This is a genomic window from Pseudovibrio exalbescens DSM 16456 (genome assembly GCF_000422785.1).
GTDB lineage: Bacteria > Pseudomonadota > Alphaproteobacteria > Rhizobiales > Stappiaceae > Pseudovibrio > Pseudovibrio exalbescens.
Genome location: NZ_KE383920.1, coordinates 18681 through 33357 on the forward strand (window position 1 = coordinate 18681; position 14677 = coordinate 33357).

Here is a 14677-nt window from a genome sequence, read left to right on the forward strand (position 1 = left end):
TGAAGGTACGTCGATCTCAGCTTGAGGGAGACAATGGCTCAGCCAATTATAGACATACAATCAATTACTAAGCGTTTCGGGGATCTCACTGTGCTGGACAACCTGTCGTTTCAGGTGCAGCCCGGAGAGAAACTCGCTCTCATCGGGCCGTCCGGCTCAGGCAAGACGACGATCCTGCGCATTCTCATGACGCTGGAAACACTCACCTCCGGTCATATTTTGATCGAGGGCGAGCAGCTCTGGCACATGGAGAAGGGCGGTGAGTTGGTTGATGCCGATGAAGCGCATCTGCACAAGATGCGCGAGAAAATCGGTATGGTGTTCCAACACTTCAACCTGTTCCCGCACAAGACTGTTCTGGAAAACATCACCCTCGCACCACGGCTCACGCTGGGCGTTCCAGCCCGTGAGGCGGAGCAGCGCGCGATGGAGCTTCTGGACATGGTCGGTCTGGCTGACAAGAAAGACGATAAACCGGCTTCCTTGTCGGGTGGTCAAAAGCAACGCGTGGCGATTGCCCGTGCGTTGGCGCTGGAACCCAAGATCATGTTGTTTGATGAGGTCACGTCGGCCCTTGATCCAGAGTTGGTGGATGAGGTGCTATCCGTCATGCGCCAGCTTGGCGAGGAAACGGACATGACCATGCTTCTGGTAACACATGAGATGGGCTTTGCACGCGACTTCGCAGACCGTGTGCTCTTCTTTGACCATGGCCACATCATTGAGAGCGGTCCTCCGGAACAGATCTTCACAAATCCAGAAGAGGAAAGAACGCAGTCGTTCCTGCGCAAAGTGCTGTCTGCGGGCAAACGAAAAGCAGAGAAGCAAGCTGCTGTTCTCTAAACACTCAAAAAAGGGGTATTCAATATGTTTGGCAATTTTAAGCGAAATCTTTTAGGCGTTTCGCTGGCCGTCGCGGGCATCGCGGCTGCTGGTCTCAACCCAATGGGCGTAACCTCCGCGCAGGCGCAAGACACGCTAGAGCGTTTGAAGGAGCAGGGTTATGCGCGCATTGCAATTGCAAACGAGCCTCCGTACACGGAAGTGACAGCTGGTGGCGAAGTAACCGGTGCAGCGCCGGAAGTTGCGCGCGCGGTACTCAAGCGTTTGGGCGTAAATGAAGTCGTCGCTTCCGTTTCTGAATACGGTGCCATGATCCCGGGTCTGCAGGCCGGTCGTTTCGACCTGGTAGCTGCAGGTCTGTTCATCAAGCCAGAGCGTTGTGCAGCGGTCATTTTCTCCGAACCGGATCTTTGTGACGCCGAAGCGTTTGCAGTCAAGAAGGGCAACCCGCTGGGCCTGACCACCTATGAAGAGGTAGCAGCACACGAGAGTGCTCGCATCGGTGCACCGGGTGGTGGCACGGAAGAGCGCTTGGCACTGGAAGCGGGTGTCCCGCGTGACCGCGTTGTCGTTGTTCCGGATGGTCAGTCCGGTATCAAGATGCTGCAGGATGGCCGTCTCGACGTGTACGCCCTGCCAACTTTGTCCATCGGTGATCTGCTCAAGAAAGCCGATGATCCGAACCTTGAAATGGTAACGCCAATTGAAGGTACGCCGGTGTACTGCGCAGGCGCAGCATTCCGCAAGCAGGATACTGCTTTGCGTAATGCCTATGATGAAGCGCTGGCCGAGATGAAGGAATCCGGTGAGTTTCAGGAACTGGTTGCATCCTTCGGTTTCCCAGGCGATGCACCGAACCTGACAAGCCGTGAAGAGTTGTGTGGCGGTCCTAACTAAGCCTTAGGCTCTTGTCCAAGTCATCGGGTGGGCGATGCCGCCCACCCTGCGAGTGCCTGATGCGTCGGGCACTCGTTTTGTTACCCAGGTTTTTGAGAAAGTTACATCCACATGCAACAGTGGTTAGGCTACCTTGAGTTGATCCTGGATGGGGCTGTGCTCACAGTTCAACTCACCGTATTGGGTTGTGCGCTGGCCTTGTTCATGGCCTTTGTGGCGGGATTGGCAAGAATGTCCAAGTTCCGCATTCTGCGCATACTCGCCACCACTTACATCGAGTTTTTCCGCGGAACGTCCATTTTCGTCCAGCTGTTTTGGGCCTATTTCGTGCTGCCGCTTGCTGGCATTCCCGTGTCGCCGTTCATTGCTGGCGTACTTGCCCTGGGCTTGAATGTGGGCGCATATGGCGCCGAAGTCGTACGCGGAGCCGTTCAGTCCATCGACAAGGGCCAGAAGGAAGCAGGGCTTGCGCTCAACCTGACACCTTGGCAACGCATGCGCCATATCATCCTGCCGCAGGCCGTTGTGGTCATGCTGCCCACCTTTGGCAACAATGCCATTGAGTTGTTGAAGGGAACCGCAGTGGTCTCCTTGATCTCACTGGCGGACATGACCTTTCAGTCGCAAGTTGTCCGAGCCCAAACCGGCAGTACCGCCATGCCATTCCTGACCATTTTGGTACTGTATTTCGCCATTGCCATGGTCATCTCCACCACCGTTCGCACGCTGGAAAAGCGGTTGTCGGATGGGTTGGACGTAACGAAATAGGAGGCCTCCATGGAATGGGACTGGCAATTTGTAATCGAGTCACTACCCACCTTGTGGCAGGGCGTGGTGGTCACCATTCAGGCGACCGCGCTGGGCTCTGTCCTCGCTCTTACCGTGGGGTTGTTTCTGGCAATCATGTGTCGCTCACCAAACTGGTTTATCTCGCAATGCTCGAAATGGTTTATCGAGTTCGTGCGCGGCACCCCGCTTTTGGTGCAACTCTATTTTCTGTTCTACATTCTGCCGGATGTTGGCATTTTGCTCTCGCCGTTGGTCGCCGGTGTCATTGGTCTTGGGCTTCACTACGGAACCTATACCGCAGAAGTCTATCGTGCCGGCATTGACAATATTCCGAAGGGACAATGGGAGGCGGCCAAGGCTGTCAACCTGACCAAGTCACAGACCTGGAAAGAGATCATCATTCCGCAGGCGATCCCGCCAATGATCCCGGCTCTGGCGAACTACATCATCGCCATGTTCAAGGAAACGCCATTGTTGAGCGCCATCACCGTTCTGGAGTTGATGAATCAGGCCCGCAGCCTTTCCAACTTCCACTACCGGTATCTTGAACCGATGACGATGGTAGGTGTGTTCTTCCTGCTGATCAGTATCCCCTCGGTTATCTTCCTGCGCCGGCTGGAGCAACGCTACGCACGGCCACACCATTGAGATCGCCATGAAACTTCTGAGCATGCCGATGCACTATTTGACCTCACCCGTTGAAAAACGGGTGGGGTTGATTTTGTTGGCGACAGATAACATTACCGAACTCGATTTCCGGCGCGCTATGCCGCAGGATCGGGTTGGGGTGTATTGCAATCGCGTTCGCTACGTCAATCCTACCACCGCCGACAATCTGCGGGCGATGTTGCCGCATATCGAAGATGCCGGAGGGCTGATCCTGCCGGATCAGCACCTTGATGTGTTGTACTACAGTTGCACCTCCGCCTCTGTTACCTTGGGCGAGGATGAGGTCTGCAAGCTGTTGCGAAGAGCCAAGCCGGACGCCTTACCCATTACACCCACGATTGCTGCGACCAAGGCATTGAACGCCTTGGGCGCGCGCAAGATTAGCCTGTTGACGCCTTACTTGCCGGAAACATCCGTGCCGATTCAAAGGTATTTTGAAGCCAAGCACTTCGATGTGGTTTCACACGCTTGTATGGGGTTGGGGGACGATCGCGATATGGCGCGCCTGAGTGCGGAAACCATCGTTGAGGCGGCGGTGGAAACCAGTGACCCGGCGAGCGATGCCTTGTTCATTTCCTGCACAGCGTTGCCCGCTCGGCAGACGGTGACGACAATTGAGGGAAAAATCGGAAAGCCGGTCGTGACGAGTAATCAGGCGGCTGTCTGGCTGACATGGCACCATCTGGATCTACCATTGCCAGCAGGGATCAAGGATCGTCTGTTTGCAGTCAAACCGGGACGTGAGGAAAGCGAACCATGAATCAATCGAGACAGTCGGAGCCGGATTTCACTCAGGTTTTACAGGCACAGCACCGCATTAGTGCCCACATCGCCCAGACGCCGACTGTTCTCGATCCAATCCTCTCGCGGAAGCTGGGCTGTACCGTTTCGATGAAATTCGAACATCGGCAAACCACTGGCAGTTTCAAGCTGCGTGGGGCCACGAATGCGGTTCTTTCTCTCAGTAACGAAGAAAAACGCCGCGGTGTGATTGGCGTGTCCACTGGCAATCATGGGCGGGCCTTGGCATATGCTGCGGCGCAGGCCGGCGTTTCTTGCATTGTGTGCATGTCCAAACTGGTGCCGGAAAACAAGGTGCAGGCCATACGCGACCTCGGTGCGGATGTCAGGATCATCGGCAACTCTCAAGATGAAGCGCAGAGTGAAGTCGATCGGCTGATCGAACAGGAAGGGCGAACCATGATCCCGCCTTTTGATCATCCTCAGGTCATTTCAGGGCAGGGTACGCTCGGACTGGACATCATGGCCCAGGACCCCACACCGGAGTGCCTTTTGGTGCCCCTTTCAGGTGGCGGGCTTCTTGCCGGTATTGCTGTGGCGGTCAAGACACTTCGCCCGCAAACACGCATCATCGGCATTTCCATGCAACGCGGCGCGGCGATGGCTGCCAGCTTGCAGGCCGGCAGCCCCGTTCAAGTGCGTGAAGAGGCGTCTCTGGCAGATTCGCTCGGCGGCGGTGTGGGATTGACGAACCGATATACATTCAATCTCGTGAAGCGGTATGTAGATCAAGTAATTCTACTTTCGGAGGAGGAAATAGCCTCTGGTATTCGATATGCATACTGGCAGCTTGGGGAAATCCTCGAAGGAAGCGGTGCTGTGGGAATTTCTGCTTTACTTAACGGAAAAGTAAAGCAAGCTGGTCCAGTTGCCGTTGTCTGTAGCGGCCGAAACATCGATTTACACGTTCATCACAAGTTGATTTCGGGTGAAATGGTCAATCTTTAGGAGGGGCGATGGCCGTTCGCGTATTGACGGAAGCCGAGCTCAAGGCAGCGGTCACTCTGACACCGGAAAGCATAGCCTGCATAGAACAGGCCATTGCGGCACTGTCCCTCCGCTCGGTGGTGATGCCACCGGTGCTGTCCATGGAAATCCCCGAGCATAACGGTGAAGTTGACGTAAAGACCGCCTATGTGCCTTGTCTGGACAGTTTCGCCATCAAGGTCAGCCCTGGTTTCTTTGATAATCCGAGTATTGGATTGCCCAGCCTCAACGGGTTGATGGTTGTTTTCAGCGCCAAAACCGGACTTGTAGAAGCGCTGTTGATGGATAATGGCTACCTGACCGATATCCGCACAGCGTGCGCAGGGGCTGTTGCAGCCAGATTCCTGGCGCGCCCGGACGCCCATAACGCCTTGATTGTTGGCACAGGTGTACAGGCGCGTCTTCAACTTCAGGCCTTGTGTCAGGTGCTCCCCATAAAATCCGCAGAGGTTTGGGGACGCTGTAAGGACAAGGCAGCGCGGCTCGCTCAGGATCTCGGACAAAAGCTATCCATCACGATCCAAGCCGTTGACGATTTGTCATTGGCGGTGCCAAGGGCCGATGTCGTGGTCACGACAACACCTTCCAGATCACCACTCTTGCAGGCCGAGTGGCTGCGTCCGGGTCAGCACATCACAGCGATGGGTTCGGATGCAAATTACAAGAACGAAATAGATCCAGCCTGCTTCAATCACCTTTCCAGATACGTTGCAGACCGCCGAACACAAACAATGACACGCGGCGAGCTGCGCACAGCGCTGGCGTACGGGAACGCGCCAGCAACGGAAGACATCCCTGAACTGAGTGAAATAATCACCGGTCACCGGGATGGCCGCGTTTCAGCGGCAGATATCACCCTTTGCGACCTGACGGGCATGGGGGTGCAAGATACGGCCATAGCGGCTTTTGCTCGGGAACGCGCCGAGAAAGAGGGGGCGGGTATCCTTATATAAAACAACAGGTTGATCTGGAGGAGACCGTATGGAGATCAACGCGCTGGAACCAATTTTGCATTTCGAGCGAGCCGAGTATGAGGCGCGGCTCTCGAAAACACGCAGGGCCATGCAGCAGGCAGGGCTCGACGTTATTATCGTGTATGACCCATCCAACATGGCGTGGCTGACAGGCTATGACGGGTGGTCCTTTTATGTGCATCAATGCGTGGTGCTCACTTTGGAGGGCGAACCCCGCTGGTTTGGACGAGGGATGGATGCCGCGGGTGCACGCCGCACCACCTACCTCTCGCCGGATAGTATCATCGGCTACGAGGACCATTATGTGCAGTCCAAGGACCGTCATCCTATGGACTATCTGTCACAACTTCTGGAGTCATGGGGCTTGGGGCGCGCCTCCATTGGTCTGGAAATGGACAACTATTACTTTTCCGCAAAGGCCTACACGTCGTTGCTTTCGGGGCTACCCAATGCGTCCTTCAAGGATTGCAACGGGCTGGTAAACTGGCAGCGGGCGGTCAAATCGCCACGTGAGCTGACATACATGCGGATTGCCGGCGAGATCACCAACAAGATCCACGAGCGTATTCTGGCAGTTGCCCGACCCGGAATGCGCAAGAACGATCTTGTGGCGGAGATTTTTGATGCAGGCATTCGCGGTACCGCAGAACATGGCGGCGATTATCCGGCGATCGTGCCGTTGTTGCCGTCAGGAGTGGATGCGTCTGCCTCTCATCTGACGTGGGACGATCGGCCCATGCGTGAGGATGAAGGCACGTTTTTCGAGGTCGCTGGATGTTACCGCCGCTATCATGTGCCGCTCTCCCGTACGATCTACTTCGGCAAACCACCGCAGCATTTTCGCGAAGCGGAGGCTGCGGTGCTGGAGGGAACGCTGGCCGGGTTGGAACAGGCCAAGGCTGGAAACCTGTGTGAAGACATCGCAAATGCGTTTTTTGCGGTCCTAAAAAAGCATGGAATTCATAAGGATAGCCGTACAGGATACCCGATTGGACTGTCTTATCCGCCGGACTGGGGGGAGCGTACCATGAGCCTGAGGCCCGGCGACAAGACGGTGCTGGAGGAGGGCATGACCTTCCATTTCATGACAGCGCTCTGGCGAGAGAGCTGGGGGCTGGAAATCACCGAGAGTATTGCCATTGGAGCACAAGGGGCCGAGTGCCTTGCAAACGTTCCAAGGCATTTGTTTGTAATCTCCTAATCCTTCCGGAAAGTGAGTGGCGTCATGCAAGATACCCTCGCGAACACAAAAGCAATCCTCTCTCAGTTGATTGCCTTTCCAACGATCTCGGGCGAGTCGAATCTTGACCTGATCGCGGCCATTCTGGCGTATCTGGAGGCCCATGGCATTGAGGCCTCCGTGACCTATGACGAGACGGGTGAACGCGCCAATCTGTATGCCACCATCGGCCCTGAAGTTGATGGTGGCATCGTGCTCAACGGCCATACGGATGTGGTGCCTACAACCGGTCAGATCTGGAGTAGCGATCCCTTTACGATGGAGGAGCGGGACGGCAAGTTGTTCGGCCGCGGTGCCGTGGACATGAAGGGGTTCATCGCCTGCATGTTGGCCATGGTACCAGAGTTTCAGAGGGCGGAATTGAAACGCCCTATTCATCTATCCGTTTGTTTTGACGAAGAAATCGGCGGATTCGGTGCGCCTGTTCTGGCGCGAGATATTGAATCCAAGCCGATGCGTCCAGCCGCAGCGATCGTTGGGGAGCCCACGTTGATGCGTCTGGTTACCGGGCACAAGGCGGGTTTCGAACTGCGCACCGAGATTGTCGGTCTGGAGGTGCATGGTTCCGATCCGATCAAGGGTGTGAACGCTATCGACTATGCGGTGCGCTATATCGGCAAGATTCATGAGGTCGCTCGGCGTCTGCGGGAAGAGGAAGCGCAGGATGACAAGTTCACACCCTCCTTCTCAACTCTCAATGTCGGGCGCATCGAGGGCGGGGCCGCGCGCAACATCACAGCAGGCTTTTGTTCCTTTGATTGGGAGTTACGCCCTATTCCGGCTGCAGATGGCTATGCCATTCTGGATGAGATCAGCCGGTTTGGTGAAGAGGTGTTGCTACCGGAAATGCGCGAGATGACGGAAAATGCGGAAATCCGGACGATTGTGGAGGCCGACGTGCCCCCGTTGCTGGCAGATGAAAAAAGTGAAGCGATGCACTTGATCCGCGCCCTGACCGGATCAAATACCAGCGAGTTTGTGTCGTTTGGGACGGACGCGGGCCACTTTCAGAAGATTGGCATTCCCACGGTGGTTTATGGACCGGGAAGCATCTATCAGGCTCATAAACCCGATGAATTCATTGCGGTTTCCGAAATTGAACGGTGTCTTGCATTCCTGCAAAATGTCGCTCACCATCAGTCATTCTGACGGGGAAGGCGGATGGTGAAAACGCGCATCAAACTTGATGACAGAGATTGGGAGATCCTGAAAATCCTTCAGGAAGAAGGCCGGATCACCAAGGCAGCGTTGGCGGAACGAGTCAATCTTTCGCCTGCGCCGTGCTGGGAACGGCTGAAGCGGCTGGAGCAGGCCGGATTTATTGAACGCTATGAAGCACGCTTATCCCTCAAGGCCTTCACGCCGCTTACATTCGTGTTGGTGGAAGTGGAACTGGACAGTCACCGCACACAAGACTTCGAGCGTTTTGAAAACGCAGTCCAGCTGTATCCCGAAATCATGGAATGCTGGGCAGTCGGTGGTGGAATTGACTATATTTTAAAGGTAGTTAGCCGTGATGTTGATAGCTATCAACGCTTCATTGACGAACTGCTGGATGCCAACATCGGCCTGCGTCGTTACTACACCTATGTGGTAACCAAGGCTGTCAAAAGTCAAACCGCTCTGCCGCTGGACCGTCTTTATCCCACAGTGCCCCAATAATTCTTCTCGTCAGTTGCGGTCGAAACGAAGAAACGCCTGCGCATTCCTTCCAACTCAGATGCACCTTCTACGTAGAATCCATCAGGATGCTCCAATGGCTTTCAGAGGAGGGTTAGTTGATGAGCATGACGTTGGAGCGACCGCGCAGTGCAGCGCTCGAGAAGTTGTCCGACCCAAAACTCTTCAAGGAATTCAGTTATATAAACGGTGAATGGTGCGCGGCGGATACCGGAGAGAGCTTGGCAGTGACCGATCCGGGCTCCGGGGATTTCATCGGCACGGTGCCGGCGCTGGGCACATCAGAAAGCAACCGAGCCATTGAGGCTGCAGACGCTGCATTTACCGAGTGGAGCGATAGGCTGCCTCAGGATCGGGCTGCGTTATTGCGTCGTTGGTTTGAACAAATTTGCATAAATCGCGAAGATTTGGCGTTACTCATGACCCTGGAACAGGGCAAACCCTTGTCAGAGGCACGCGGCGAAATTGACTACGCTGCCGAGTTTGTCGAATTTTACAGCGAAGAAGCAAAACGCCCCAACATCGAGGGGATAACTTCCCACTTGCCGGATGGTGAAGTGGAAGTTTGGCGCGAGCCGCTGGGTGTCGTGGCACTTGTAACGCCATGGAACTTTCCCAGCGCCATGATCACGCGCAAGGCGGCAGCAGCTCTAGCCGCTGGATGTACTTGCGTCATACATCCGTCAAAAGAGACACCCTTTTCTGCGACCGCGCTGGCCGAGTTGGCTGAGCGCGCTGGAATACCCGCCGGCGTTATCAATGTGGTCACCGGCGAACCAGCCGCCGTAGTGGAGCCTTGGACCCAGGACACCCGTGTGCGCGGCTTGTCTTTCACCGGGTCTACGCAAGTGGGACGGCTGCTTTATACCCAATGTGCTCCGACGATCAAACGGCTGGTGCTGGAGTTGGGCGGACATGCGCCTTTCATCGTTTATGCTGATGCGGATCTGGATCATGCGGTCAACAGTGCCATTGCGGCGAAGTTTGCAACGTCGGGGCAAGACTGTTTGGCGGCCAATCGGATTTTTATTGAACGTCCGATCTATGAAGCCTTTGCCGAACGCTTTGTGGCCGCGACCCGGCGATTGACCGTTGATCACGGTTTGGAAGACCCGGATATCGGGCCGCTGATGAACGCGGCTGCCGTGGCCAAACAGGAAGACCACGTGCGTGACGCGCTGGAAAAAGGGGCCAAGCTTTTGTGCGGTGGCGCGAGAAGCGATCTGGGACCGTTGTTTTTTCAGCCTACCGTACTCGGCGACACACCCGCTCATGCCCGGATTTATCAGGAAGAAACCTTTGGCCCAGTGGCCGCGTTGTCGGCGTTCGACAGCGAAGAGGATGTGATCGCGCGTGCAAACGACAGCGAGTACGGCCTGGTGGCCTATCTGCATACGTTGAATGCACGGCGCATCTATCGGGCAACCCGGCAGTTGGACTATGGCATGGTGGCTGTCAATCGCACCAAGGTTACCGGTGCGCCAATTCCCTTCGGTGGCATGAAGCAATCGGGTATCGGCCGAGAAGGCGCACGCCAGGGCATGGAGGCCTTTACCGAAATAAAATACGTCTGCCGCGACTACCGATAATTTCCTTTTTCTGAACCCATTGAAAACCAGAGGCTTTTACAATGTTGAGAAACGACCAGCTTGCGGAATGGGACCGCGAAAACTTCTTTCATCCCTCCACTCATTTGGCCCAGTTTGCCCGTGGTGAGCAGTGCAACCGGGTCATTCGTGGAGGGGAAGGGGTCTATATTGAAGACCGGGATGGCACACGCATGCTGGATGCGTTCGCCGGCCTTTATTGCGTGAACATCGGTTACGGCCGCCAGGAGGTGGCGGAGGCCATTGCAGAGCAAGCCAGAGAACTGGCCTACTACCACGCGTATGTGGGGCACAGTACGGAGGCTTCGATTACTCTGTCGAAAATGATCTTGGATCGGGCGCCTGCCAATATGTCCAAGGTCTACTTCGGTTTGTCCGGATCCGATGCCAATGAAACCAACATCAAACTGGTTTGGTACTACAACAACGTTTTGGGTCGTCCTGAAAAGAAGAAGATCATCTCCCGGTGGCGAGGCTATCATGGTTCAGGTTTGATGACCGGTTCCCTGACCGGGCTGGAGCTGTTTCACAAGAAGTTCGATTTGCCATTGGAGCAAGTCATTCACACGGATGCACCCTATTACTTCCGCCGTCAGAACCTTGAGCAAACCGAAGCCCAGTTTGTCGAAAGCTGTGTTGCCAGCCTTGAAGAGCTGATCGAGCAGGAAGGCGCCGATACCATCGCCGCTTTCATTGGCGAGCCCGTACTTGGGACAGGCGGCATTGTTCCACCGCCAACTGGCTACTGGGAAGCCATTCAGGCCGTGCTGAAAAAACACGACATTCTGTTGATTGCAGACGAGGTTGTTACTGGTTTTGGCCGCCTGGGGTCCATGTTCGGATCTGACCACTACGGCATTGAGCCGGATATCATCACCATTGCAAAGGGGCTGACATCTGCATATGCGCCGCTGTCCGGTTCCATTGTGTCCAAGAATGTCTGGAAGGTACTGGAACTGGGAACAGACGAGTTCGGCCCTATCGGTCATGGCTGGACGTATTCCGCCCATCCCATTGGCGCGGCTGCGGGCGTGGCAAACTTGCGTTTGATCGATCAATTTGATCTGGTGACCAACGCCAAGGACACGGGTGCTTATTTCAATGCGACATTGAAGGAGGCACTTTCCGATCTGCCGATCGTGGGTGATGTGCGCGGGGAAGGGATTCTGGCCGCTGTGGAGTTTGTTCGTGACAAGGATACCCGTCAGTTCTTTGATGCATCGGAGAAGGTCGGGCCGCAAATCGCCGCTGCCTTGCTGCAACGCTCAAAGGTGATTGGACGTGCCATGCCGCAGGGCGACATTCTGGGCTTTGCTCCGCCGCTTTGCCTGAGCCGACAGGAAGCCGATCTGATCGTGGGAGCCGCACGAGATGCGATTTCGGATGTGGCCGAAAACCTGCTGTAACAGTTGTCTGGCTTCGGTGGTCCAGGAGGGCGTGTGGAAATGGCCGCACGCCCCTTGGTTGGCCGGTAGCATGGACCTGGCGAGGGTTCACGGTGTCATCCGCCTTCATCTGCTTGCGAATATTGTGTAGGGTCAGCGCCCGCGAGATGAAAACGCTCACATTGAGCCTGAGGGATGCGACCCATGACACACTTTCCCGACAATTTTCTTTGGGGCGGCGCTATTGCGGCCAATCAGGTGGAAGGCGCTTTTGACCGGGATGGCAAGGGCTTGTCCACGTCGGACATGTTGCCAAACGGCATTTTGAGCCCGCATCAAAGTCGAGAGGAACGCACGCCGGGCATCAAAGATCTGGCGATCGATTTTTACAATCGGTATCCCGAGGACATTGCGTTGTTCAAGGAGATGGGATTCAACTGCTTGCGTTTGTCCATCGCCTGGAGCCGGATCTTCCCTAATGGTGACGACGAGGCTCCCAATGAAGCGGGGTTGGCGTACTATCACAAGATTTTTGATGAACTGGCGTGCCATGACATCACCCCTTTTGTGACCCTGTCCCACTATGAAATGCCGTATGCGTTGACAGAGCGCTATAATGGCTGGGGAGACCGCCACCTCATCGGCTTTTTCGAGCGCTATGCCCGCACTGTGTTCGAGGCTTACAAGGACAAGGTAAAACTGTGGCTCACCTTTAATGAGATCAACATGTCGCTGCACGCCCCGTTTACAGGCGTGGGTCTGCCGGAAGGGGCCAGTGAGCAACAGATCTATCAGGCCATTCACCATCAGTTGGTAGCGAGCGCGCGGGCTGTGCGCTTGTGCCACGATATTGTGCCCAATGCCCGGATCGGCAACATGCTCTTGGGAGCCATCACCTATCCTTATAACTGCAATCCGGATGACGTGATTGCGGCCATGAATGAAAACAACAAGTGGCTGTTCTTTGGGGATGTGCAAACCCGTGGCAAATATCCGGGCTACATGCTGCGCTATTTCCGTGATCAGGGCATTGATATTGCCATGGAAGACGGCGATCTTGACGAACTGGCTCAGGCCAGCGTGGACTTCATTTCGTTCAGCTACTATGCGTCGGGCTGCGCCAGCGCCGATCCCAAACAAAAGGAAGTGGGCAACATCGTTGATAGCGTGCCCAATCCCTATCTCGAAAAGTCCGAATGGGGCTGGCTGATTGATCCGAAGGGACTGCGTATCCTTTTGAATTTCCTTTACGACCGCTATCAAAAGCCACTGTTCATAGTAGAAAATGGACTGGGTGCTCGTGATGACGTTCTGCACACCGGCGAGATCAATGATGATTACCGCATCGCCTATCTGAACGATCACCTGGTACAGGCCCGCGAGGCGATCCTCGATGGGGTCGATCTGATGGGCTTTACCAGTTGGGGACCGATCGACCTGGTCTCTAACTCAACGGCGCAGATGAGCAAACGCTATGGGTTCATTTACGTCGATCGCCACGATGACGGAAGTGGTACGCTGGAACGGTCCCGAAAGAAAAGTTTCGAGTGGTACAAAAAGGTCATCGCCAGCAATGGTGCTGCGCTGCAGGATAAGTGAAGACGGGCATCACCCAGTTGTGGTCGACGCTGGGTGATGCGCGCATACAACACAAACATGCAATTTATGGTTGGTATGCTGAATTAGGTATAACCTCTGATTTTTTTGAGGTCCCATCCTGCGCTTATCTGGGGGAGGCTCAGGTTTCTCGGGAGGCAGGCATGTCAGCAGAACAAGCGTTTCAGGCGATTTTTGGCGGGTTGGATCGGCAAGGGCCGGGGAGTGTAGCTTCAACGCGCAAAGCGCTCTCCTTGCTGCCCAAACTCCCTGAAGGTGGATCTGTACTGGATGCTGGCTGTGGTACGGGCGGATCTACACTGACACTCGCGCAAACCTTGCCTCGTCCGATCATTGCTTCTGATGTGAATGCGCAGTCCCTGCAAATTCTCTTGGAAAGAGTGGGAAAGAAGGTGCCAGAAGCAGATGTGAGCGTGAAACAGGCTTCCATGGATGACCTCGGGCTTGAACCAGACAGTTTGTCGCTCATCTGGGCCGAAGGAGCGGTGTTCACGGTTGGCCCCGAAAATGCGCTGCGCCATTGGTACCCGCTGCTTAAATCCGGCGGTGTGATCGCTTTTTCCGACCTGATGTGGGTCAGTGCTGAGCGGCCGGAACCGGCAGAGCTGTTCTTCAATAAATGCTATGAAGGTCTAGGCGCCATGCCCGATGTTGTGGGCCTTCTGGATTTGGCACTGAGTGTGGGCTACCGGCTGCATACCTGTTTCACCTTGCCGGAAAGCGACTGGTGGGATGAGTATTATGCGGGGTTGAGTGCTCGGGTAGAGGAATACGCGGGAAGTGAAGACCCCGACATTCAAGGTGTGGTTGCGCACTGCAGAACCGAAATGGACATTGTTCGGCAATATCTCGGTTCGTTCGGATATGTCTTCTTTATTCTGGTGAAACCTTAACGGCGAAACCTGCTGGAAGGAAAGCTGATTACGCGGGCGATTTGCATCACCAAGGCTTGTCATGTCCCCCCAGTTGTGGTGAACTCTTGTCCGCGTGAAATGGCCCATTTGAAATAGGGAGACAGCGTCCTGAAATGACAGCGCAGGTGGCGCTTTTCTGGTCCGCTCCTTCCAGTTTCATGGGCGCACATCCACGCTGATCTCTGTGACGTTTCGAGGGGTCTGTGCCCTTTGAAACAACGCAGTACGGCGCTTACGTTCACCGACACGCGGGCATGAAATTGGCTCGCACGAT

The 14677-nt window shown here is 55.3% G+C and carries 14 protein-coding genes; all 14 read left to right on the forward strand.

Annotated elements, in window-relative coordinates:
* Nucleotides 1-33: 33 nt before the first annotated feature.
* On the forward strand, nt 34-843 hold the full coding sequence (gene ehuA, locus G512_RS0118765; protein WP_028483036.1) for an ectoine/hydroxyectoine ABC transporter ATP-binding protein EhuA: 810 nt from the start codon (nt 34-36) through the stop codon (nt 841-843).
* A 24-nt stretch (nt 844-867) separates the two neighbouring features.
* Nucleotides 868-1740, forward strand: a complete 873-nt coding sequence (gene ehuB, locus G512_RS0118770) for an ectoine/hydroxyectoine ABC transporter substrate-binding protein EhuB (RefSeq protein ID WP_051269679.1) — start codon at nt 868-870, stop codon at nt 1738-1740.
* A 111-nt stretch (nt 1741-1851) separates the two neighbouring features.
* Nucleotides 1852-2508, forward strand: coding sequence for an ectoine/hydroxyectoine ABC transporter permease subunit EhuC (ehuC, locus tag G512_RS0118775; protein ID WP_028483038.1), 657 nt, complete (start codon nt 1852-1854; stop codon nt 2506-2508).
* A 9-nt stretch (nt 2509-2517) separates the two neighbouring features.
* On the forward strand, nt 2518-3177 hold the full coding sequence (ehuD, locus tag G512_RS0118780; protein ID WP_028483039.1) for an ectoine/hydroxyectoine ABC transporter permease subunit EhuD: 660 nt from the start codon (nt 2518-2520) through the stop codon (nt 3175-3177).
* Between the two features lie 7 nt (nt 3178-3184).
* Nucleotides 3185-3958 carry an aspartate racemase/maleate isomerase family protein gene (locus G512_RS21870; protein WP_051269683.1) on the forward strand — a complete coding sequence of 258 codons (774 nt, stop codon included), beginning with the start codon at nt 3185-3187 and terminating at the stop codon, nt 3956-3958.
* Nucleotides 3955-4947, forward strand: coding sequence for a hydroxyectoine utilization dehydratase EutB (eutB, locus tag G512_RS0118790; protein WP_028483040.1), 993 nt, complete (start codon nt 3955-3957; stop codon nt 4945-4947). Before G512_RS21870 ends, eutB begins: the two co-directional genes overlap by 4 nt.
* Nucleotides 4948-4955: 8 nt before the next feature.
* Entirely contained in the window at nt 4956-5939 is a 984-nt protein-coding gene (locus tag G512_RS0118795) for a cyclodeaminase (RefSeq protein WP_028483041.1), read from the forward strand.
* Nucleotides 5940-5967: 28 nt separating this feature from the next.
* Complete coding sequence (gene doeA / locus G512_RS0118800; RefSeq protein ID WP_036490303.1) at nt 5968-7161, forward strand: ectoine hydrolase DoeA; 1194 nt, start codon at nt 5968-5970, stop codon at nt 7159-7161.
* 24 nt (nt 7162-7185) lie between these two features.
* The gene (gene argE, locus G512_RS21875) at nt 7186-8349 is read left to right on the forward strand and encodes an acetylornithine deacetylase (protein ID WP_036490306.1); all 1164 of its coding nucleotides are present in this window, start codon (nt 7186-7188) and stop codon (nt 8347-8349) included.
* Between the two features lie 12 nt (nt 8350-8361).
* The gene (locus G512_RS0118810; protein ID WP_028483043.1) at nt 8362-8862 is read left to right on the forward strand and encodes an Lrp/AsnC family transcriptional regulator; all 501 of its coding nucleotides are present in this window, start codon (nt 8362-8364) and stop codon (nt 8860-8862) included.
* Between the two features lie 119 nt (nt 8863-8981).
* Nucleotides 8982-10469, forward strand: a complete 1488-nt coding sequence (locus G512_RS0118815) for an NAD-dependent succinate-semialdehyde dehydrogenase (protein ID WP_028483044.1) — start codon at nt 8982-8984, stop codon at nt 10467-10469.
* Nucleotides 10470-10510: 41 nt separating this feature from the next.
* Nucleotides 10511-11893, forward strand: coding sequence for an aspartate aminotransferase family protein (locus tag G512_RS0118820; protein WP_028483045.1), 1383 nt, complete (start codon nt 10511-10513; stop codon nt 11891-11893).
* A gap of 183 nt (nt 11894-12076) precedes the next feature.
* Entirely contained in the window at nt 12077-13471 is a 1395-nt protein-coding gene (locus tag G512_RS0118825) for a glycoside hydrolase family 1 protein (RefSeq protein WP_028483046.1), read from the forward strand.
* Nucleotides 13472-13632: 161 nt separating this feature from the next.
* Nucleotides 13633-14382 carry a class I SAM-dependent methyltransferase gene (locus G512_RS0118830; RefSeq protein WP_028483047.1) on the forward strand — a complete coding sequence of 250 codons (750 nt, stop codon included), beginning with the start codon at nt 13633-13635 and terminating at the stop codon, nt 14380-14382.
* Nucleotides 14383-14677 lie beyond the last annotated feature (295 nt).

Bases quoted from the DNA above. Each gene is read 5' to 3' on its own strand.
- ehuA (WP_028483036.1), top strand. From the start codon at position 34: ATGGCTCAGCCAATTATAGACATACAATCAATTACTAAGCGTTTCGGG.
- ehuB (WP_051269679.1), top strand. From the start codon at position 868: ATGTTTGGCAATTTTAAGCGAAATCTTTTAGGCGTTTCGCTGGCCGTC.
- ehuC (WP_028483038.1), top strand. From the start codon at position 1,852: ATGCAACAGTGGTTAGGCTACCTTGAGTTGATCCTGGATGGGGCTGTG.
- ehuD (WP_028483039.1), top strand. From the start codon at position 2,518: ATGGAATGGGACTGGCAATTTGTAATCGAGTCACTACCCACCTTGTGG.
- G512_RS21870 (WP_051269683.1), top strand. From the start codon at position 3,185: ATGAAACTTCTGAGCATGCCGATGCACTATTTGACCTCACCCGTTGAA.
- eutB (WP_028483040.1), top strand. From the start codon at position 3,955: ATGAATCAATCGAGACAGTCGGAGCCGGATTTCACTCAGGTTTTACAG.
- G512_RS0118795 (WP_028483041.1), top strand. From the start codon at position 4,956: ATGGCCGTTCGCGTATTGACGGAAGCCGAGCTCAAGGCAGCGGTCACT.
- doeA (WP_036490303.1), top strand. From the start codon at position 5,968: ATGGAGATCAACGCGCTGGAACCAATTTTGCATTTCGAGCGAGCCGAG.
- argE (WP_036490306.1), top strand. From the start codon at position 7,186: ATGCAAGATACCCTCGCGAACACAAAAGCAATCCTCTCTCAGTTGATT.
- G512_RS0118810 (WP_028483043.1), top strand. From the start codon at position 8,362: ATGGTGAAAACGCGCATCAAACTTGATGACAGAGATTGGGAGATCCTG.
- G512_RS0118815 (WP_028483044.1), top strand. From the start codon at position 8,982: ATGAGCATGACGTTGGAGCGACCGCGCAGTGCAGCGCTCGAGAAGTTG.
- G512_RS0118820 (WP_028483045.1), top strand. From the start codon at position 10,511: ATGTTGAGAAACGACCAGCTTGCGGAATGGGACCGCGAAAACTTCTTT.
- G512_RS0118825 (WP_028483046.1), top strand. From the start codon at position 12,077: ATGACACACTTTCCCGACAATTTTCTTTGGGGCGGCGCTATTGCGGCC.
- G512_RS0118830 (WP_028483047.1), top strand. From the start codon at position 13,633: ATGTCAGCAGAACAAGCGTTTCAGGCGATTTTTGGCGGGTTGGATCGG.